22 protein-coding genes are annotated in these 19,690 nt (G+C 62.0%); 3 read left to right on the top strand and 19 right to left on the bottom strand.

The features are described from left to right. Nucleotides 1-3: 3 nt before the first annotated feature. The 15 genes from FHT70_RS26330 to FHT70_RS26260 form a co-directional block, all read right to left on the bottom strand. Nucleotides 4-1,143 (bottom strand): FtsX-like permease family protein, encoded by a 1,140-nt coding sequence (locus FHT70_RS26330; RefSeq protein ID WP_183705875.1) that lies wholly within the window; start codon nt 1,141-1,143, stop codon nt 4-6. Continuing rightward, nucleotides 1,140-1,844, bottom strand: coding sequence for an ABC transporter ATP-binding protein (locus FHT70_RS26325; protein WP_183705873.1), 705 nt, complete (start codon nt 1,842-1,844; stop codon nt 1,140-1,142). Before FHT70_RS26325 ends, FHT70_RS26330 begins: the two co-directional genes overlap by 4 nt. Before the next feature lie 308 nt (nt 1,845-2,152). Then, on the bottom strand, nt 2,153-3,421 hold the full coding sequence (locus tag FHT70_RS26320; protein WP_246721988.1) for an efflux RND transporter periplasmic adaptor subunit: 1,269 nt from the start codon (nt 3,419-3,421) through the stop codon (nt 2,153-2,155). Nucleotides 3,422-3,530: 109 nt separating this feature from the next. Next, nucleotides 3,531-4,538 (bottom strand): AraC family transcriptional regulator, encoded by a 1,008-nt coding sequence (locus FHT70_RS26315; protein WP_183705871.1) that lies wholly within the window; start codon nt 4,536-4,538, stop codon nt 3,531-3,533. Between the two features lie 142 nt (nt 4,539-4,680). Further along, nucleotides 4,681-5,262, bottom strand: a complete 582-nt coding sequence (locus tag FHT70_RS26310) for a dienelactone hydrolase family protein (protein ID WP_097600072.1) — start codon at nt 5,260-5,262, stop codon at nt 4,681-4,683. A 111-nt stretch (nt 5,263-5,373) separates the two neighbouring features. Then, nucleotides 5,374-5,739, bottom strand: a complete 366-nt coding sequence (locus FHT70_RS26305) for a cytochrome C oxidase subunit IV family protein (RefSeq protein WP_183705870.1) — start codon at nt 5,737-5,739, stop codon at nt 5,374-5,376. A gap of 7 nt (nt 5,740-5,746) precedes the next feature. Beyond that, the gene (locus tag FHT70_RS26300) at nt 5,747-6,466 is read right to left on the bottom strand and encodes a heme-copper oxidase subunit III family protein (RefSeq protein WP_097600074.1); all 720 of its coding nucleotides are present in this window, start codon (nt 6,464-6,466) and stop codon (nt 5,747-5,749) included. 11 nt (nt 6,467-6,477) lie between these two features. Next, nucleotides 6,478-7,191, bottom strand: a complete 714-nt coding sequence (locus FHT70_RS26295; RefSeq protein ID WP_183705868.1) for a cytochrome c oxidase subunit 3 — start codon at nt 7,189-7,191, stop codon at nt 6,478-6,480. Continuing rightward, entirely contained in the window at nt 7,188-8,966 is a 1,779-nt protein-coding gene (ctaD, locus tag FHT70_RS26290) for a cytochrome c oxidase subunit I (protein ID WP_183705866.1), read from the bottom strand. Before ctaD ends, FHT70_RS26295 begins: the two co-directional genes overlap by 4 nt. 67 nt (nt 8,967-9,033) lie before the next feature. After that, nucleotides 9,034-9,852, bottom strand: coding sequence for a cytochrome c oxidase subunit II (locus FHT70_RS26285; RefSeq protein ID WP_097600077.1), 819 nt, complete (start codon nt 9,850-9,852; stop codon nt 9,034-9,036). Nucleotides 9,853-9,996: 144 nt separating this feature from the next. Continuing rightward, entirely contained in the window at nt 9,997-10,386 is a 390-nt protein-coding gene (locus tag FHT70_RS26280; protein WP_176536324.1) for a cytochrome c family protein, read from the bottom strand. 232 nt (nt 10,387-10,618) lie between these two features. Next, nucleotides 10,619-11,542 (bottom strand): MYG1 family protein, encoded by a 924-nt coding sequence (locus FHT70_RS26275; protein WP_183705864.1) that lies wholly within the window; start codon nt 11,540-11,542, stop codon nt 10,619-10,621. 153 nt (nt 11,543-11,695) lie between these two features. Beyond that, on the bottom strand, nt 11,696-12,256 hold the full coding sequence (locus FHT70_RS26270; protein WP_097600103.1) for a hypothetical protein: 561 nt from the start codon (nt 12,254-12,256) through the stop codon (nt 11,696-11,698). 148 nt (nt 12,257-12,404) lie between these two features. Beyond that, nucleotides 12,405-13,685, bottom strand: coding sequence for a bifunctional sulfur transferase/dioxygenase Blh (gene blh, locus FHT70_RS26265; protein WP_183705862.1), 1,281 nt, complete (start codon nt 13,683-13,685; stop codon nt 12,405-12,407). A 176-nt stretch (nt 13,686-13,861) separates the two neighbouring features. Beyond that, nucleotides 13,862-14,257, bottom strand: coding sequence for a hypothetical protein (locus tag FHT70_RS26260; RefSeq protein WP_097600080.1), 396 nt, complete (start codon nt 14,255-14,257; stop codon nt 13,862-13,864). Nucleotides 14,258-14,563: 306 nt separating this feature from the next. Between FHT70_RS26260 and ftsZ the strand changes: the two genes are divergently transcribed. Next, the gene (gene ftsZ, locus FHT70_RS26255) at nt 14,564-15,586 is read left to right on the top strand and encodes a cell division protein FtsZ (RefSeq protein ID WP_085780110.1); all 1,023 of its coding nucleotides are present in this window, start codon (nt 14,564-14,566) and stop codon (nt 15,584-15,586) included. A 289-nt stretch (nt 15,587-15,875) separates the two neighbouring features. On the opposite strand, the gene FHT70_RS26250 is transcribed toward ftsZ, so the two are convergent. Further along, nucleotides 15,876-16,700 carry a helix-turn-helix transcriptional regulator gene (locus FHT70_RS26250; RefSeq protein ID WP_183705860.1) on the bottom strand — a complete coding sequence of 275 codons (825 nt, stop codon included), beginning with the start codon at nt 16,698-16,700 and terminating at the stop codon, nt 15,876-15,878. 91 nt (nt 16,701-16,791) lie between these two features. Here FHT70_RS26250 and FHT70_RS26245 point away from each other — a divergent pair, with 91 nt between their 5' ends. After that, entirely contained in the window at nt 16,792-17,694 is a 903-nt protein-coding gene (locus FHT70_RS26245; RefSeq protein WP_097600083.1) for an SDR family oxidoreductase, read from the top strand. Nucleotides 17,695-17,774: 80 nt separating this feature from the next. On the opposite strand, the gene FHT70_RS26240 is transcribed toward FHT70_RS26245, so the two are convergent. Both FHT70_RS26240 and FHT70_RS26235 read right to left on the bottom strand, forming a co-directional pair. After that, a complete protein-coding gene (locus tag FHT70_RS26240) occupies nt 17,775-17,984 on the bottom strand; it encodes a hypothetical protein (protein WP_183705858.1) in 210 nt (69 codons plus the stop codon). Nucleotide 17,985: 1 nt separating this feature from the next. Continuing rightward, complete coding sequence (locus FHT70_RS26235) at nt 17,986-18,186, bottom strand: hypothetical protein (RefSeq protein WP_085778592.1); 201 nt, start codon at nt 18,184-18,186, stop codon at nt 17,986-17,988. Nucleotides 18,187-18,312: 126 nt separating this feature from the next. On the opposite strand from FHT70_RS26235, the gene FHT70_RS26230 reads away from it, so the two are divergent. Then, nucleotides 18,313-18,486 (top strand): hypothetical protein, encoded by a 174-nt coding sequence (locus FHT70_RS26230; RefSeq protein WP_097600084.1) that lies wholly within the window; start codon nt 18,313-18,315, stop codon nt 18,484-18,486. 175 nt (nt 18,487-18,661) lie between these two features. Here the strand turns inward: FHT70_RS26230 and FHT70_RS26225 are convergent. Then, the coding region (locus FHT70_RS26225) for a VCBS domain-containing protein (protein ID WP_210282955.1) at nt 18,662-19,690 on the bottom strand (1,029 nt) is incomplete at its 5' end.

The raw sequence follows: 19,690 nt of genomic DNA, 5'->3' as shown, positions 1-19,690 counted from the left end.
GGATTATCTCGTTCTGAAGGCGTTGACGATGGGCAGGCGCACGGCGATCACCGCAGGCAACAACCCGGTCAGCAGGCCGAGCCCTGCCATGATGGCGAGAGATTTCGCAAGCACGCTCGTGCCGAAGACGAGGCCGAACTCCGGTCCGATGGAAAGCGTCGCAAGCTTGGCCAGAACAAGTCCGCCCGCGCCGCCGACAAGAAAGATAAACAATGTCTCGCCAAGAATGAGCGCGAGAATCCGCGGACTGGAAAAGCCGAGCACCTTCAAGACGCCGATCTCGAAACGCCGCTCTCTCACCGCGAAGAGCATAGTGTTGACCGCGATCATCAGGATGGTGACAAAGGCCGCCCCCACGACGAGGCTCACGATCAGGCCGATATCAGCGAATTGCCGGAGAAACGCTTCAAGGAACTGCTTTTCCGACTGCGTCCTCGTCTGCGCCGCCGAATTGGCGAATAGAGCATCGATCCGCGCTGCCAGTACACTTGGTGACACGCCTGGGCGCGGACGTACCACAAAGGCGTCGACAGTATCCTTGTCGCGCGCACGAGCGGCATTGAGGGCGTCGTAGCGGGCGAGCATGAAATAGGTATCGGTGCTGGCATCCGCGCCCTCAAAAAAACCCGCGATCGTGAAGCTCCAATTGCGGCTGCCGTCAGCCCTGGCAAGCTGACCGGTAAAGCCGATGCGCTGGCCGATCGACCAGCCCTCGGCTTCCGCCAGTGCCCTGCCGACCAGCACCCGATCACCGGCCTCTTCCAATTCCGCGATCAACTCCGGCGTCAGTTTGAGCTCGTCGCCGTTGGCGGCGGCGATCGCCTGTGGATCGACGGCGCTGACGGCAACCACATTCTTTTCGACCTCGAGGTAGCCACGCATGCGTGCGGTATAGGCGACTGCGGCGACATCCCGGTCGGCCGCGATCCGGTTGAGATAAGCAAGCGGCAGCGGCAGCCCGCGGCTCGCTTTGTTGAAGACGCCGAGCAGATTGTCGCTGGCGCCGGCCGCTCCTTGGCTGCCGCTGACGAAGCTCGCCGTAAGCCCGTAGATCAGGAAGGCGACGCCGACTGAAAACATTAGCAAGATGGCGCGCAGCCGCTTGCGCCAGACATTGCGACGCATGAGCTGAAAGATGGTCATCGGCCCGTCCTTTCCTCGCTGACGAATTCGCCCTTGTTGAGACGCAGCGTGCGCCGGGCAAAGGAAGCGGCCTCGGGATCATGTGTGACCATGATGATGGTCTTCTGAAGCTCGCGATTGAGAAAACTCAGCATCTCCAGGATGTCATCGGCCGATCTGCGATCGAGATCGCCGGTCGGCTCGTCGCAGAGAATGAGATCGGGATCGGTGACGATGGCGCGGGCAATGCCCACGCGCTGCTTCTGCCCGCCCGACATGCTCGACGGAAACTGCCGCTGGCGGCCCGCAAGTCCGACGAGATCCATGACCGTATCGACGCGAGCCCGTCGCTCCTTGCATCCGAGCGGCTTCAACAGCAGCGGCAACTCGATATTCTCCGCCGCGTTCAGCATCGGCAGCAGATTATAAAACTGGAAGACGATGCCCATGGCATGTGCCCGCCAGACCGCCCTTGCCCCTTCGCCCATCTGCTCGAGACGGCTGCGGCCGACCCTGATTTCGCCGGCATCCGGGCTGTCGATACCACCGAGCATGTTGAGCAATGTCGATTTCCCGGAACCAGAGGGTCCCATGACAGCAACGAAATCGCCGCGCGGAATGAAGAGATCGAGCCCGGAAAAGATCGGAATCGTCTCCGCTCCGATTCTGAAGGACTTGCTGACGCCGACAAGGGCGATATAGGGTTCTGTGGTGCCTGTCATGGTTCTGCTCCTTGGTGTGCTTGACGAATCCGAGCTTTGAGGGACGGAGAGGCTGCCGTGAATGCCCTTCTCCCCAGCGGGGAGAAGATGCCGGCAGGTAGATTAGGGCGTGAGCGACGAGAGGAGCGAGTGCGCTGACCGCAAGCGAAGGGCAATGAACGGCGTGCCGTGCGCCCTCTCATCCGACCCTTCGGGCCCCCTTCTTCCCGCTGGGGAGAAGGGGGAGCAAGCGCAGACTTTGCGCGGGCACGTCCTCTCTCTCCGGCCAGAAGGCCTCCCGGAGGGGACAACCGCGGCATCCGCCATTCTCATCTTGACGCGCGATCCGCAGGACCGCCTCTAAAAACAGGAACACCCGCCTCCTCGCCCACCACCAGCCGAATGCGCGCCGCCATTGCAGGCCGCATACCCGGCGGCGGCGAAGAGGCCGACAAGCGCAACGTCACCGTGCCCTTCTCCTGGGAAAGGACCGGTGCAATTTTCGCCACTTCGACCGCGAAGGGCTTATCGGGAAAGCCGTCGAGCACGGCCTCGCCGTTGAGACCTGGGTGCAGCAGCGCCATATTGGCCTCGGCCACATCGGCATCAATGACCAGGCTTGCGGTATCGGTGAGGGTGAGCAGGCTTTCGTTCTCCCGCACGCTATCCTCGCGCGACAGCACAGTGTCGCCGACATGCGCATCAAGCCGCGTCACGGTGCCGGAAATCGGCGCCCGCACAGTCAGCGCCTCCATCTGCTCGCACGCCCTGTCGATATCGAGCTTCGCCTTTTCGAGATCCTGCCTTGCCTGTGCCGCAGCATTCCCGGCCGTATCGAAGGCGGTGCGCGCCGCCTCCAGCGCCTCGCCCGACATGGCGTCGCGCCCAGCCAACCGCTCTGCACGATCCAGCGAAGATCGCGCCTGGACGAGCGTAATATTCCCAGCCTCCAGCGCCAGTTCCGCCGCCCGCCCTGCTATATAAGCGCCCCGGAGCGCGAAGCGTGCGCCGGCATCATCAAGCCGAACGAGCACCTGGCCGGCCACGACCGGATCGCCCGCCTGGACCTCGACGGCGACGATACGCCCCGCATATTTGGAAAAGACGGTGGCGATGTCGGGCGCCACGACATAACCGGAGCCTGTGATCTCGCGGATTGCCGCGGTCGTACCCCTGCTCAGTGCGACGCTGTCCTGATTTGGCGTGGCTTTTCCAACCGTCGCATCCTCAGGCAAATCCATGATTGGCAACGCCGCTCCACCAGCCGGTAACGCTGCGTCATCGCCCACAAGCCTTGCAAGCGCCACCTCGATCCGCTTGAGCGCATCTGGCCGGTAAACCGCCGCCAGCGACACCGCCCCCGCAAGGGCCAGCATCGTTGGCGCTCTCAGCCGCCGGGCTCGGCGCTCCGGCGGCTTTGTCTCCAAGGCCGCGGGCTGGATCGAAAGCGATCTAAGCCTGGCGGCAAGGTGTCGTTCATGTTCCGATGTCGTGTTCATGCCGACAGAATGGCCACCGGCGATAAAGCCGCGACCTCGAACATGTTTCAGGCGGTCCTCGATCGCGATTGTGTACTTGGATAGGAAAGATTGGCGCAGTGGCCGTCCTCTTCCTTCGAGGCCCCTTCGGGGCAGCTCAGCAACCGTGTTGTTGCGGTGCGTAGGCCAGAGGCCGGAGCCTCGAAGGACGAGGGCAGGTGATTGCCGCTCACCTATTCCTCTGCCGCCAAGCTACCGGCGTCATATCGGTCACGCGCCGGAACTCCCGATTGAAATTCGACTTGGTCTGGAAGCCGACCTCGAACATCACCTCGGTCACCGATTTTTCGGTGGCGGAGAGCAGGCGGCAGGCCTCGCCGATTCTGTAGTCGTTGACATACTGCGAGACGTTTTTGTCCATCGCCCGATTGATCGCCGCCGAGATCTGACGGGCGGGGATTCCGGCCTTGCGGGCCAGCCGGTCGAGGTTGAGATTGGCGTCGCGATAAAGCTTCTTTGCCTCCATCAGCGCATCAACCGCCGCGATCGTCCCCTTGTCCTCGCTGGTATCAGACCTCGGCGCTACCTCTGTTATTTCCGGCGGCACCCGGCTGCGGCTAGCGGCTGCCGCAGCAATGCCGAGGATAACGAGGGCGGCGAGATTTCCCACGCTGATCAGTGCCAGCGCCCGCTCGCTATGCGCTGAGATGAAATCGAGGAAGACAAGAATATCGACAGCGGCCGAGAGACAAAGCGCGGCTGCCGCGAAGATGATCGCCCGATAGGCCGGCACGGCGCCTTCGAAGGGCGCGAGCCGCAGCGCGTCCGCCCCCGGGCGCATCAAAAGCAGGATCGCCACGGCGTAACCGACGAAGATGAGCACTAGCGCCACGTCGATTGCATCCCGCCAGAAGGTCACAAGCAGCAGGATGAAGATAGCGGGCACCGCATGCAGCCCGATCCGCCCAGCAAGCGACCGCCGGCTCGTCCTCACCAGCCTGGAAACCCCGCCATAGGCAAGCGGCGGCACCACTGCTGCAATCACGGGCACAACCAGCCCCACGCCCTGCACACCATAGCCCCAACGCAGGCCGGAAAGCGCGGATTGCAGCGCCGAGACCAGGATCAGCGCCAGAAAAGGCAGGTTCGGCGCCACCTCCTCATCGCGCCTGAGAACAGCGACGAAGAGGATGAGCAGCAGGAGAGCAACGACGAAGGGAAGCGGAATGAAGATCATGGGACTCCAAGATCGGAACGACGAACGGCGCCATCATTGCCGAGTCCGGCGCCCGGCGCGACCTCCATCATGTTTTAGGACATATTTTATATGGGATTTTAGATTTGCGGTCGCGGGGTTCGAGCGGGCCATCAACGCCGGATCAGACGCGCCCCAGAAACGCAAGTACACGTGCAGTGAGCAGCGCGGTAGCATCCGCGTCATATGTCGGAAGCGAGCTGTCGGCGAAGTAGTGCTGGTCGCCGGGATAGAGAAAAAGTTCCGCGTCCGTGACCTTCGCCACGATTTCGCGGGCGGCATCGATGTCACCCTCGCCGACGAAGATCGGATCGTTGTCCATGCCGTGGATCTGGACCGGAACGCTCTCCGGCCAGGGTCCGAAGGCCCACTCGCCGCTGATCGGCAGGCAGGAATAAAAAAGCAGAGCCCCGCGGGCTCCAGGCCGTGTTTGCGCCAGCTTCTGCGCTGGGAGCACGCCAAACGAGAAGCCGACATAGACTAGTTCGGGAGGCAGTTCGTCGGCGAGCCGGACGCCGTGTTCTCTGATGGTGTCGAATCCGATCTCGCCGATATAGGCGAGCCCCTCCTCGATGCTATGGAACGTGCGTCCATCGAATAGATCAGGCGTGTGGACGATGTGGCCCGCCGCCCTGATCTCGTCTGCGAAGGTATGCACTCCAGGGGTCAATCCTTGTGCGTGGTGGAACAGCAAGATCTCAGCCATAAGGCGTCTCCCGTCGAGGTGTTGGCCCGTTCGATAAGAAAGTTCAGAGGAGTTCAGACCGGGCCTGCGGCAGTCATCTCGGACGTCGCACTCAGCCCCCGACGACAATATTTAAGGGGCCGCGCCGAAAAAGGCGAGCCGCGTAAAGATCGTGTATTGCGATTCCGATACCATCAGTGCCACGAAGACCAGCACCAGCACCGGCGGCAACAGGATGGCGTAGACGAGCGCCAGGCGCTCCCAGGCCATATGCATGAAGACCGCGACGATCAGCCCGGCCTTCAGCATCATGAACAGAAGGATCAGCGTCCATCTGAGATAGCCCTGAATGCCGAAATAATCGACCAGGTAGGAAAAGGCGCTGAGCACGAAGAGTAGGCCCCAGACGAAGAGATAGAGCCGGATCGGATGTTGCTGTCCCGTCTGTGCTTGTGCATGCGCCGTTTGGGTTTGGGCATGCGCCGTTGTCTCGCTCATGACGACCTCACCATAGATAAAAAAACGCGAAGATGAAGACCCAGACCAGGTCGACGAAGTGCCAGTAGAGGCCCATGATCTCGACGGCCTCGTAGCGACCTTTCCGGCTGGTGAAGAAGCCGCGCCGTTCCACGTCGAAATCGCCCCGCCAGACCTTGCGGGCGATGATGAGGAGGAAGATGACGCCGATCGTCACATGGGTGCCGTGGAAGCCGGTGATCATGAAGAAGGACGATCCGAACTGGGCTGCCCCCCAGGGGTTCTCCCAGGGGCGCACGCCTTCGGTGATCAGTTTCGTCCATTCGAAAGCCTGCATGCTGACGAAGGTTGCGCCAAGAACTGCCGTCAGCAGCATGAGTATCGCAGTCACGCGGCGGTCGCGGCGATAGCCGAAATTGACCGCCATCGCCATAGTGCCACTGCTGGAGATCAGCACGAAGGTCATGATCGCGATCAGGATCAGCGGCACGTCTTGGCCGCCGATGTGGAGCGCGAAGACCTCGCTTGGATTGGGCCAGGCGACGGGCGTCGACATGCGGGCGGTCATATAGGCGATCAGGAAACAGCCGAAGACGAAGGTGTCGCTGAGCAGAAAGATCCACATCATCGCCTTGCCCCAGGAGGCGGTCTTGAAGGCGCGCTGATCCGAGCTGAAATCGGCCGCGACTCCGCGAAGGCCCGCGGGCCTGAGGTCTGCCTCACCGTGTGTCTGGACAGAATGTGCCATCTGCAAATCCCCTAGCTTATCAACGTGCGGCAGAGATCGACGAAATCATTCGCCCAGCCGGCAAAGAGCGCGAAAAGCGAAAGCCAGACGGCGAGCATGAAATGCGAATAGATGGCCGATAGGTCGACGCTGAGCCGCAGTCTCTCCGGCGCGACATCGGCTGCGAACGCCTTGACCGTCGTATGCGCGAGGACGGCAAGCCCGCCCAAAATATGCAGCCCGTGCAGGCCGGTGAGCATATAGAAGAAGCTGTTGGCGGGATTGTCGGCCAGTATGTATCCGGCCGCCGTCAGTTCCCGCCATGCCTGGATCTGCCCGGCGAGAAAGAAGACGGCAAGCGCAAATCCTGTCGCAAGCGCCGGCCGTAGACTTTCCATGCGACCATGCTGTGCTTGATGTTTGGCCCATTGCAGCGCCGCGCTGCTCAAGGCAAGGGCCGCGGTGTTCACCCAGAGCAGCCGCGGAACCGGCATCCCCCACCAGTCCGCTGAGGCCGCGCGCATGAAATAGGCGCTGACGGCAAGGCTGAACACCGCGCCGACGACTGCTAGAAACACGAAGAGGCCTATTTTCACCGCAGGCACAGGCGGCCGGTCTGCACCATGATGATCCGGCTGCTGCAGCGAGCCGGTTTCGAGCCAGGGCTTCGAGGTCAGCCGCTGTCCGGCCAGCCACCAGATCATGATGGCGGCTATGGCAGCGAGGAAGATCAGCACGACGTTCATGCCGGGACCTCCCGCGTTGCGCCGCCGCTTGCCGGCACATTCTGCGGAATGAAATCCTCGTCCGCCCCCGGCACGCTGTAATCATAGGCCCAGCGGTAGACGACGGGCAGATCGCTGCCCCAGTTGCCGTGTGCGGGCGGCGTCTCAGGCGTCTGCCATTCGAGCGTCGTCGCCCGCCAAGGATTGCCGCCAGCCTCCCTGCCCCGGAAAAGGCTCCAGACCAGGTTGAACAGAAAGACGATCTGCCCGGCCCCGACAACGAGCGCCATGACGGTGATGAAGATGTTCAGCGTATGAGCAGACGGTGGCACGAAGGCCGTCTCTCCCATCTCGAAATAACGGCGCGGCACACCAAGCAGGCCGAGATAATGCATCGGAAAGAAGATCGCATAGGTGCCGAGGAAGGTGATCCAGAAGTGGATATGGCCGAGCGTCTCATCCAGCATGCGTCCCGTCACCTTCGGATACCAGTGATAGATCGCCCCGAAGATGACGAGGATCGGCGCCACGCCCATGACCATATGGAAATGCGCAACGACGAACATCGTATCAGATAGCGGCACGTCGACGACGACATTACCGAGGAAGAGGCCGGTCAGACCGCCATTGACGAAGGTGACGATGAAGGCGAGCGCAAAGAGCATCGGCAGCGTCAGATGGATATCGCCGCGCCAGAGCGTCAGCACCCAGTTGTAGACCTTGATCGCCGTCGGGATGGCGATGATCAGCGTCGTGGTGGCGAAGAAGAAGCCGAAGGCCGGGTGCATGCCGCTGACATACATGTGGTGCGCCCAGACGACGAAGCTCAAGCCCCCGATGATAACGATCGCCCAGACCATCATCCGGTAGCCAAAGATGTTCTTGCGCGCATGCGTACTGATGAGATCCGAAACAATGCCGAAAGCCGGCAGCGCGACGATATAGACCTCCGGATGCCCGAAGAACCAGAACAGGTGCTGGAACAGGATCGGGCTGCCGCCGCCATGCTTGAGCTGCTCGCCCATCTCGACGATGGCGGGCATGAAGAAGCTGGTGCCGAGCAGGCGGTCGAACATCATCATGACGCAGGCGACGAACAGGGCCGGAAAGGCCAAGAGCGCCATAACGGTCGCTGTGAAGATGCCCCAGACGGTGAGCGGCATCCGCATCAGCGTCATGCCGCGCGCGCGTCCCTGCAGCACCGTCACCACATAATTCAGGCCGCCCATGGTGAAGCCGATGATGAAGACGATCAGCGAGATGAGCATGAGCAGGATGCCCCAGTCCTTGCCGCCGGGTGTGCCCGACAAAACGGATTGCGGCGGATAGAGCGTCCAGCCTGCCCCCGTCGGGCCGCCGGGGGCGAAAAACCCCGCCGCCAGGATCAGCACCGCCAGCAGATAGATCCAGTAGCTCAGCATGTTCGCATAAGGGAACACCATGTCGCGCGCACCGACCATCAGCGGGATGAGGTAGTTGCCGAAGCCGCCGAGGAAGAGCGCAGTGAGCAGATAGATCACCATGATCATACCGTGCATGGTGATGAACTGGTAATAGTGATCGGCATCGATGAAGGCGAAAGTGCCGGGAAAGGCGAGCTGAATGCGCATCAGCCAGGAGAGCACCAGCGCCACCAGGCCGATCGAGATGGCGGTCAGCGAATATTGGACGGCAATGATCTTGGCATCCTGGCTGAACACATATTTCGTCCACCAGCTGTGCGGATGATAAAGCTCGACATCCTCGACTTCGGCGGTCGGGATGACACCTGCGCTGCCGGACGGAATCTCGACCATGATATCTCCTCCTATGTCAGCCGGTTGGTTAGAGCGGCCTGCGGCCTCCGGCCGTCTTCCCGCCAGTTCAGTTTGCCGGCGGCGGCTCTCCCGATGACGCCGTCAGCTGGGTGAATGTCTGCTGCTGCCCGAGCCAGGTCTGATAGTCCGCGTCGCTGTCGACAATGACGGTGCCGCGCATCTGCGGATGACCGACGCCGCAAAGTTCGGCACAGAGGATCTCGAACGTGCCCGTGCGTGTCGGTGTCAGCCAAAAATAGGTGACCATGCCGGGGATCATGTCCATCTTGGCGCGGAATTCCGGCACGTAGAAATCATGGAGCACATCGACGGAGCGCAGCAATATGTGCACGGGCTTTCCGATCGGCAGATGAAGCTCGCCGCCTTCGACGATGATGTCGTCGAGGCCGTTTGCATCGTTCTTGTCGAGGCCCAGCGGATTGTCGGAAGTGACGTCACGCGTCTCGGCGCGGCCGAGCTTTCCGTCCGCGCCCGGCAGGCGGAAGCTCCACAGCCACTGCTGGCTGACGACTTCGACCGATGCGGCATCGGCGGGCACTGTGATGAACTGGTTCCAGACGATCAGGCCAGGCGCGAGCATTGCCGCGACGCCAACTGCCGTTCCCGACGCCAGAAGCAATTCCAGTCTGCGATTTTCAGGCTCATAATGCGCCCGATTGCCCGGTCTGTGGCGGAAGCGGAAGACGCAATAGGCCATGAACGAAACCACCGCCACGAAGACGATGCCGGTGATCCAGAAGGTGATGACGAGCGTGTTGTCGATATAGCTCCAGTTGGACGCGATCGGCGTCCACCACCACGGGCTCAGCACGTGGAACAGCACGGAGCCAACGACAACCAAGACGAGAATCAGCACAACAGCCATTTCCGCCCCTCCTGGGCCGACCGACCGTGAAACCGCACTCCACAAAAACGTCGAGTTTATTATCGCACAAATAGAAAATGTCGGCAATTACGGCGATTTAGGCATGCGCCGCCGCCGGCAAATCGTCATTTGGAGTATTGCCCGTCATTGAGAATATTGTTTGAGATAGGCAATGAGATTGGTGATTTCCTGGTCATCCTTCACTCCTGCGAAGGCCATCTTGGTGCCCTTCACTTTGGCTTTCGGATTATGCAGATAGTCACGCAACGTCGCCTCGTCCCAAACGAGACCACCCTCGCCGGCCGCCTTCATCGCCGCAGAATAAGTAAAATCAGGATGCGTCCCGGCCTTTCGGCCGAACAGCTTGTTCAGTGACGGACCCACCTTGTTCGTATCGGACTCGACGACATGACAGGTGGCACATTTCTTGAAAACGGTGGCGCCAGCCGTCGCATCCCCCTCCTGCGCTCCAGCGTTGAGAGGGAAAAGGGCAATGACGGATGCAGTAATCAGCAGAACAGCACGGTAATCCACGGCAAACCTCATCCTCCTCAAGGTCGCCAGCCACTCTCACCCTCGGCCATCATTCGCGCGGGGGTGGTGGTTGCTAGGGGTTAAAGTTAGTCCTTCGCGGATGCAAGTCAATCGCTTCCACGATTGCTGGCACTTGGGCGCAATCCGATACCTTGTGGCCCGACGCAAATACCGGTCGGAAACCCGGTCAGCACGCGGTGATCTGCTGGAGAATGGCGCCACGCCACCCGACTTATACTCCGATCGAAAGCGCCTCTTGCACGGCCAATTCGGCCATGGCAAGCGCCGCCTCCCGGGTTCTGGCGGCAGCGATAAAGCGGCCGTTATGGCAGAAGCTAGCGCCCTCGATGCCGCAGGCCGCCTCCAGCTCGCCATTGGTAAGGCCGGCCCAGGTTGCCGGCAGATCGGCCCGGAGCTCGAACCCGTCGTCGCCACGGCGAATGCCGGTCACGCACCAATCCTTTTCGCGCGGGTGGACGACGAACAGCAGGTGATCGGCGCCGGCCTTGACGATGGCGGGACGGAAGGGCATCCCTCTCGGCAATTCCAGAATACGCCCCTGCCCAGCAACCTCGATCGCCCGATACACGATCGCCTCGGCTCGCAGTTTTGCGGCCCTCTGGGCGATCCCGGCATCGATGAAACTGCGGGCAATGGCCAGCGCCGCGCGGAAGGCACGATCGTCAGCCTCGGGTTCCTGCTCATCGAACACCGGTTTCAGGGTCTCGAGCAGCGCCGGCAGCGTCAGGCTGGCCAAAGGACCCGAAGGGCTGAGCGCGCCATTGTCGGTCAGGTCAATCGGCAGCACGAAACCGATGTCGAAAGTGGAGTGCAGGGCTTCGACATGATGATCGGGAAGACCGGAGGCTACGAGATATTCGCGGCCGTAGTGCTTCCAGATCAAGCCGAACGAACTGTATGGCTGGCCGTCTTCCCGCAACGGCGCGCCGCGCTGATGATGATCGAATATGCCGGCGGCAGGATCATAGGCTCCGCCGACATCATAGATGATCCGGTCCGGGGCTGGCGTGATCCATTCCGGCGCCCGGCTGCGGATCAGACGCGCCTGCGGGAAAAGCCGCGTCAGGATGACGCTCGACAGCAGCTCGTCGGCATGGAAACCACCGGAATGGGTAACGAGGAAATCGGGGCTCATCGAAGTTATGCGCCTTGTGGTTTGGCGGAGGATCCGCTTGCGGGTCTGAACGAGATAGCCGTTGCCGGCCGCTATCTCAACCCGGCTTCGCGCATTCTGCATAGTGTCGAAGGCGACAGGGCAGCTTTGACCGATATGTGTGGAGGCAATGGCCTAAGGCAGCGCCGGTCCCGGCTGTGCTGCAACGAGCGCGCGCCCGGCTGCGCCGATATGCAGGCAGATGAGCCCGATTACGGCCAGAGAATTGATCAAAAGAACCTCGGCGACGACCGCTGCCGAAAACGCGCCATCGCCGGACGGAAGCGCTACCGTCGCTGCAAAGAGCACTGCCTCATACGCGACGAACCCGGCGATAAAGGCGGCGGCCATGGTGGCGGCAAGGCCGGCCTTGAGGCGAAGCACGCTGAGCGATGCCACGAGCGATGCAAATGCGGCGACACCGATCGTCAGCCCCCAGGCAAAGCTGTCGAAGGTCTGGGGATAGCCGAGCATGAGATATCCGACCGTCTGGTTGGCAAGCCAGGCGAACAGCACCGCCATTATCGCCATCTTCCGGGGAAGAACGACCGCCGAGACTGCCGCCAGGGCAACGAAAGGCGTGACGCAGGCAAAAAGCAGGCTGAGAGCGACGCTGGCGCCGGCAATGACCGTGACCCAGGCGACCGCGAAACCGGGAGCTGCCGGGCGCAAAGGAAGCTGATTTCGTTCGAGCATTTCGAAACTCCGTTCGAGCGGGCGCACACGCCCTCCGGCGCCGCGCGTCCTATCAGATGCGCAAAGCACGGGGCGGTAGGAAATCATAGGGCAATCCGGGAAAAAGGCCAGCGAGCTCATGGCGGCCGTCGCCGCCTCGCCGTCGCCGTCATAAAGCATCCAGCGGGATCTTCAGATACCGGCGGCCGTTCTCCTCTGGTTCCGGCAGCCGACCGCCGCGGATGTTGACCTGCAGCGCATGCAGCATCAGCTTCGGCTTGGGCAGCGTACGGTCGCGCGCCTCACGCAGCGCCACGAAGCCGGCCTCGTCCATGCCTGCAATATGCGGATTGGCGCGCTTTTGGGCTGCGACCGTGCTTTCCCAGCGCGGGTGACGACCGCCGGGCTGATAATCGTGGCCGGAAAAGAGGAGGGTCTCCTCGGGCAGCGATAGGATCGCCTGAATCGAGTGCCAGAGGGCGGTCGCGCTGCCGCCGGGAAAATCGGTGCGCGCCGTACCCGAATCCGGCGTGAACATCGTATCGTGCACGAAGGCGGCGTCGCCGACCACATAGGTCACCGATGCCAGCGTATGGCCGGGCGAAAACATCACTCGGGCCGTAAGACCGCCGATTTCAAACGTGTCGCCATCGGCAAAGAGCCGGTCCCATTGCGAGCCGTCGGTCGCGAGCGCCGGCCAGTTATAGATCTCCTTCCAAAGCCTCTGCACATCGGTGACATGGACGCCGATCGCTGTCGGCGCGCCAGTCTTTTCGTTGAGATAATGGGCGGCGGAGAAGTGATCGGCATGCGGATGCGTGTCGAGGATCCACTCGACCGTCATCCGTTCGCTCTCGATGTAAGCAAGGATGGCATCGGCGTTCACCGTTCCCGTCGCGCCCGACATCTCGTCGAAGTCGAGCACCGGATCGATGATGGCACAGCGTTTTGTGGCCGGATCGGAGACGACATATTGCACGCTGCAGGTCCGGGGTTCGAAGAAGGCCTTCACCTGGGGCCGTCGGCTTGCCGCCTTTTCGAGCCAGCGGCGTGCGGCGGCAAGATCGAAGCCAAGGCCTTCGCCGAAGGTCTGGACATCCGCCGGCTTCATCCGCCCGTCGAGCACCTCGCCCAACGCGTAGAGCGTCAATGCCCGCGTGGCGCTCTTGCAATGGGCGACGACCGGTCCCTTCGCCTCAACCATCGCCGCCTGAAAGGCGCGTATATCGGCCTCGGTAATCTCGTTGCCTTTCACCGGCACGAAACTGTAGGAAAGCCCGGCGGCGGCAGCGGAAATCTTTTCTGCCGCATTGCCTGGCTGGCCCGGCTCCTCGCCGTCGGGCCTGGCGTTGATGACGGCGGCGAAGCCCTCCTTGGCGAAATCGGCAAAAGCGGCTGGATCGGGCTGCCCCGCCACCGATAGCCGCTCATTGACCCTCACCGGCATCATCGAAGCCTCCGCGCCGCCCTGATCACGCAGTATCGCACGTATAGCCGTACAATCTCACAAGTATATTGCCGAGCGCAAGAATAGAGGCGCCTGTTCTCGCGCTCGCCCGGCTGGTCAAAACGACAGCGTCGGCGCCCCTTGCCGCCGATCGACATCGAATGTGACGTCCGTTGAAGTCAATCCTGGCCCTGCAGGCGATCCATCACCTGGAGCAACAGATCGGCGCAAACCTTCGTCGGTTCGTCCTCAGCGCATTTCAGGTCGATCCGAGTATTTCCATCCTCGATCTGGAAACGGGCCGCCTTGGAGGGCGGCGGCAGGCGATGACCGCGATAATCACGGAAGCCCATGTCGCCTCTCGAACCATGCCAGCGGTAGTCGGGGCGATCTCGGGACTGCTCATCCGCCCCGTGACGCATCACCCTCTCATCATCAGGCGCAGGCGGGGGTGGCGATGCGGGCTCATTCGCTGCGGGTGGCTCGCCGGCGGGTGGTGGAGCGGGCGGCTGTTGGGCGAAGGCGGTGGCGGCCGATGCTGCAAGGGCAAGACCGGAGAGCAAGAGTCTTTGCATGGGGATGTTCCTTTCAGAGAAGAGGCATGCCTGTAAACACCGCGGCGCGGCTTTAGTTCACGCCCCGCCGGCGCTTGTGATCGAAATCAGCAGCACAGCTAGGATGTCTCGCCTGCGTCCCACTGCGAGAGGACACGCACTTGCCCGCCGCTTCGGATTGCCGACGCAGAGCTGACGAGAACTTCGCGTCGCTCAAGGCGCACCGCTTCTTTCGCCTCGCCTCTGCCTTGTTGGGCGACTATGCTCAACGCCGATTCGCTGTCCGCGATGAGGGCGTGCGGAAACGAGATATCGAAGGAGAAGACGATGACGGACGCCAAGAGCGGCATTACCGGGCTGCGGCCGCAAATCACCGTGGTTGGCGTCGGCGGCGGCGGCGGCAATGCGATCAACAATATGATCGCGGAGAAGCTGGCAGGCGTCGAATTCGTCGCCGCAAACACCGATGCCCAGGTTCTTGCCACCTCAAAGGCATCGCGCCGCATCCAGCTCGGCGCGAATGTGACGGAGGGCCTCGGCGCCGGTTCCCTGCCGGAAATCGGACATGCGGCGGCAGAAGAATCGCTCGACGAGATCATGGATCACCTGGCAGGATCGCACATGTGTTTCGTCACCGCCGGCATGGGCGGAGGAACGGGCACGGGCGCAGCCCCGGTCATCGCGCGCGCCGCACGCGCGGCCGGCATCCTGACCGTTGGCGTGGTCACCAAGCCGTTTACCTTCGAGGGTAATCGCCGCATGCGGACGGCGGAAGCTGGCATCGAGGCCCTTCGTCAGGCGGCCGATACCGTTATTGTCATTCCCAATCAAAACCTTTTCCGCATCGCCGATGCGAAAACCACCTTCGCCGATGCCTTTATGACGGCCGACCGCGTGCTCTTTGCCGGTGTCGGCTGCATCACCGACCTCATCGTCAAGGAAGGTCTGATCAACCTCGATTTCGCCGACGTGAAGTCGGTCATGCAGGGCATGGGCCGCGCGATGATGGGCACCGGCGAAGCCGCCGGCGAAAGCCGGGCGATGAAGGCGGCGGAAGCGGCAATCGCCAACCCGCTTCTGGATGATATTTCGATGAAGGGCGCCAAGGGCGTGCTGATCTCGATCTCCGGCGGCTCGGATATGACCTTGTTCGAAGTGGACGAGGCGGCAAGCCGCATTCGTGACGAAGTGCAGGACGACGCCGACATCGTCGTCGGCGCGATTTTCGACCGCAGCCTCGACGGCAAATTCCGCGTCTCGGTGGTGGCGACCGGCCTGGAAGGCAGCTCTCTCTCCGCGTCCCCTTCTCACGCGCCCGCTGAGCCGATTCAGACGCGCACGCTGCAGTAAGCGGCGGCAGTCAACCGGCCGGTTTGTCAGAGATCGGCCGGATGAGCATCGCACTCAAAACGCAGGAAAGAATGCGGCGCTCATGCTTCGAGGCATGGCCCCTAAGGCTATGCGCCTCATCATGAGCGTGGTCGGAAGATACCGCGCCAATGCTCAAGAGAGACACCGCGGAACTCAAGATAGAAAATTGAAGTACCTGTTTCTATTCGCCGCATTATCACTGACCACGGCTCTCCTTTCGAGCTCTCCCGTAGCAGTCCCTATCAATCACGGCAGCAGCGTCACTGTCTCACCTGACTAATTCTCTGATCTTCGCCGCATCCTCCTCCGTCGCCGGATTATACACCACCATGCTGAGGTCCGGCCGACCGTCCACCTGGAAGGCGGAATATTCGAAGGAGAGCAGGCCGAGGACCGGGTGTTTGATGTGTTTGGCGCCCTCGCCATGGGTGCGCACATCGTTGTCGCGCCACATGGCCAGGAATTCCGGGCTCTTGCGGCAGAGTTCGTCGACCAGCGGCTCCACCTCGGCGGCAGCACCGGCGCGTGCCGCATCCACCCGGAAGGCGGCCACGACGAAGCGGGCGACACTTTCCCAGTCATATTGGGCAGCGCGCACGCGCGGGTCGAGGAAGATGAAGCGCAGCACGTTGCGCTCTTCCGGCGGCAGCGCGCCGTAGTCGGTCAGTAGCACGGTCGCCGCCCGGTTCCAGCCGACCACGTCCCAAATCGCGGTGCGGATCAGCGCCGGGCACGGATCAAGCGCGTCGAGCACGCCCTGCAACCGCGGCGTGATGCCCTGGTCGCTGCGGTAGCGCACTTCGGGCGGGCGGCCGAGCCCAATCAGAAAGAGGTGCTCGCGCTCGATATCCGTCAGCATCAGGGCACGGGCGATTCGGTCGAGCACGTCGGCCGAAGGCGCACCGCCGCGGCCCTGCTCCAGCCATGTGTACCAGGTGGGGCTGATATTGGCGCGGCTCGCCACCTCCTCGCGGCGAAGCCCCGGCGTACGGCGCCGCTCGCCGGCAAAGCCAAGGGCGGCGGGATCGAGCTTGCCGCGGCGGTCCTTGAGGTAGCTGCCCAGCCGATTATCGGAGGCGACGAATTCGCTCATCCTGTTAGCCTTTATACCATGATAAGATCACTACTTTACCATGATATCAGCCTGCTCGATATCTGTCTGCGTCCAATCAGGAGATATCGACATGCGCGTATTCGTTACCGGAGCCACAGGGTGGGTGGGCTCGGCCGTCGTCAAGGAGTTGATCGGCGCCGGCCATCAGGTTCTCGGCCTGGCCCGCTCGGACAAGGGAGCGGCCGAACTGGCGGCATCAGGAGCCGAGGTCCAGCGCGGCACGCTTGACGACCTGGAGGGTTTGAAGCGCGGCGCGGCCGAGGCCGACGGCGTCATCCACACGGCCTTCAACCATGACTTCTCGAAATTCGCGGAGAATTGCGCCGCCGACCGGCGCGCCATCGAGGCGCTCGGCGAAGCCCTCCGGGGCTCCAACCGTCCGCTACTGGTCACTGCCGGCCTCGGCCATGCGCCCGGCCGCATCGGCACCGAAAAGGACCCGCCGATGCCAACGACCGAAACCTATCCCCGCGCCTCCGAAATCACTGCGGTATCACTTGTCGCCCGCGGCGTGCGCGCCTCCACCGTCCGGCTCCCGCCATCAGTGCACGGCCATGGCGATCACGGCTTCATCCCAATCCTCATCGATATCGCCCGGCGGAAAGGTATTTCCGCCTATATCGGCGACGGGGAGAATCGCTGGCCAGCCGTGCACAGGCGCGATGCCGCCCGGGTCTACCGCCTGGCGCTGGAGCATGGCGCCAGCGGTGGCCCCTTCCTCGCGGTCGCCGAAGAGGGTGTGCCCTTCCGGGAGATTGCGGAGCTCATCGGCCGCCGCCTCGGCGTGCCTGCCGTCTCGCTGTCGCGGCAAGAGGCGGCTGAGCATTTTGGCTGGTTTGGAATGTTCGCCGGCTTCGACGTGCCCACCTCGAGTGCACACACCCGCATTCTCCTCGGCTGGCAGCCCATGGAACCTGGCTTGCTCGCCGATATCGACCACCCGGCCTATTTTACCGGGGCAGCGCAAGCCTGAATGTCGGGCCATCGCTCACGAGCCTCATCCTGAGTTGCCCCGCAAGGGGCCGCGTCGGATGAGGCGGGTGCGCTACCGGCTCAGCGCATCCGTCCCTCGTGCATATCGGCGGGATCGTAATTGATGTCCCAGTCCTTCTCGGGCTTCTTCTTGCCCGGCGGGTTCTTGTTCACCGTGGCGTCCTCCGAGCCGGTGATCACGGTCGGCTTGGCGCTGGCAACGCCGCTGGCCTTCCGGTCGGCCCGGGATTTGGCAAACTGACCGGCGGCGTCCTTTTTCGGATTGCCCATGTCATTCGCCTTTCTGCTTCATAGCGTCGGAAATGTCGTTCATTTCAGGATCGCGGTTGTTCTCACCATTGGCGTCGCGATTCCTGTCCGGATCGTCCTTGGGTTTGAGATATCCGCGCGGGGTGTTTCCCTTCGGTCCTTCCCACCGAGGCGATTGATCGGTGGTGCCGGGGGCGCCGTCCTTGGGGGTGGTCATGCCCATCGTCGTTTCTCCTTGGTTGAATAGGAAAAACCGCGAAAGCGAGGAAGGGTTCCGGCAGAAAATTTGGAACAGTCCCGGTCCCCATCGGTTGGTGAAAGGTCGAGAACCTCGAAAAAGGAGCCGAACATGAGCAAGACCAACGTTCGAGAACTTCAGAAACGCGCCGAACAGCAGGTCAGAAACACCAGCGCCGGCGGCCATCTCGGCGGCACCTATTTCGGCCAGCAACCGGACGGAAAAACCGCGTCGGACACCACCAATGACAGCGCAAAGGCAAGACCAAACGATGGGACCAATTGAGGCCGGCAGGGCTCCCGCGACGCGTGAAATGACGCTATCTGCCACCCGACGAATTCTGTGCGCCCAGTACGCTGGGCGCACAGAATTTCAGACCCCCCGCCAGGCCCGGCCGCCGAAATGACCTTCAGTCCGGCTGCTGTCGGAAAACTACCTCGTTACGCGATCACAAATCGCCTCAGCCAAACAAGAAGTCGCCCGAGTTGAAATTTGCAAGTCCGGCGAGGGTGGTGATGTTGTCGAATTCAGCGACCAACACCGCGCCGCCGGCTGAACCTGGGTTCTGATCGTAGTAGACCGCCGCATGGCCGAGATCCGTATTGTGGAACACGAACAATGCCCCTGTGGTTATGTTGCCGTAACCATCGATGGTGCTCTGGACGGTTGCGTTCGTGACGCTCACGTCTGTTTTGACAGCAAGCTCCGTTCCGGCAACATTGATCGTGGCGTTGTTCCCCACCTTCGCATTGTCCACAATTGTATTGTTGTTGCCGACGGCGAACTCGAATGTGCCGCCTCCAACGTCCAACTGGAACCTGTCCACGGTTGTGCTATTCGTCCCAGCATTGAAATCAGTCATATGGTTCGTTGTGGTGGCAAACCTTTGGAAAAAGAAGGTGTCATTTCCCACGCCACCGGTAAGGATGTTGTTGCCAGCACCACCGTTTAGCGTGTCGTTGCCGTCTTGACCGAAAAGAGTGTCGTCACCTCCCAGCCCGAACATCATATCGTTACCGCCGCCACCGTAGAGCACATCGTCGCCGGTTCCACCGGTCGGATTGTCCACTGAATTGCCATTGCCACCGGTAATTACGGTGAACGTCTCCGTCTTTTCGAAGGTCGGCCCTATAGGATCACCGGTCTGCGTTGCCGTTACCGTCACTGAAAATGTACCGTTCGTCGATAGCGCACTCGAATGAAGCGTATTGCCGGTTATCGAGAACAAGCCCGGATTCGACTGCGAAGCAATGTTGAAGCTGAATCCACCCGCGTCGGGATCAGTCGCCGACAGCAGACCACTGAACTCAAAATTATTGAAGTTGACGCTGTCCGCCGGAACGACAGGCGTCAGCTTAATGTCGGTGGGTGCCTGCCTGGCTGGTCCATCATCCGCGCCGGTGATGGCGACGACGATGTTGTGGCTGGCGGTGCCGTCGAGCGAGCTGACGCTCAGCGTGTCGCTGACCGCGTCGCCCTGGTTGAGCGC

The organism is Rhizobium sp. BK049, from assembly GCF_014193135.1.
GTDB lineage: Bacteria > Pseudomonadota > Alphaproteobacteria > Rhizobiales > Rhizobiaceae > Rhizobium.
Note: the sequence above shows the minus strand (reverse complement) of the source record. Positions and strands in the feature narration are given on the sequence as shown.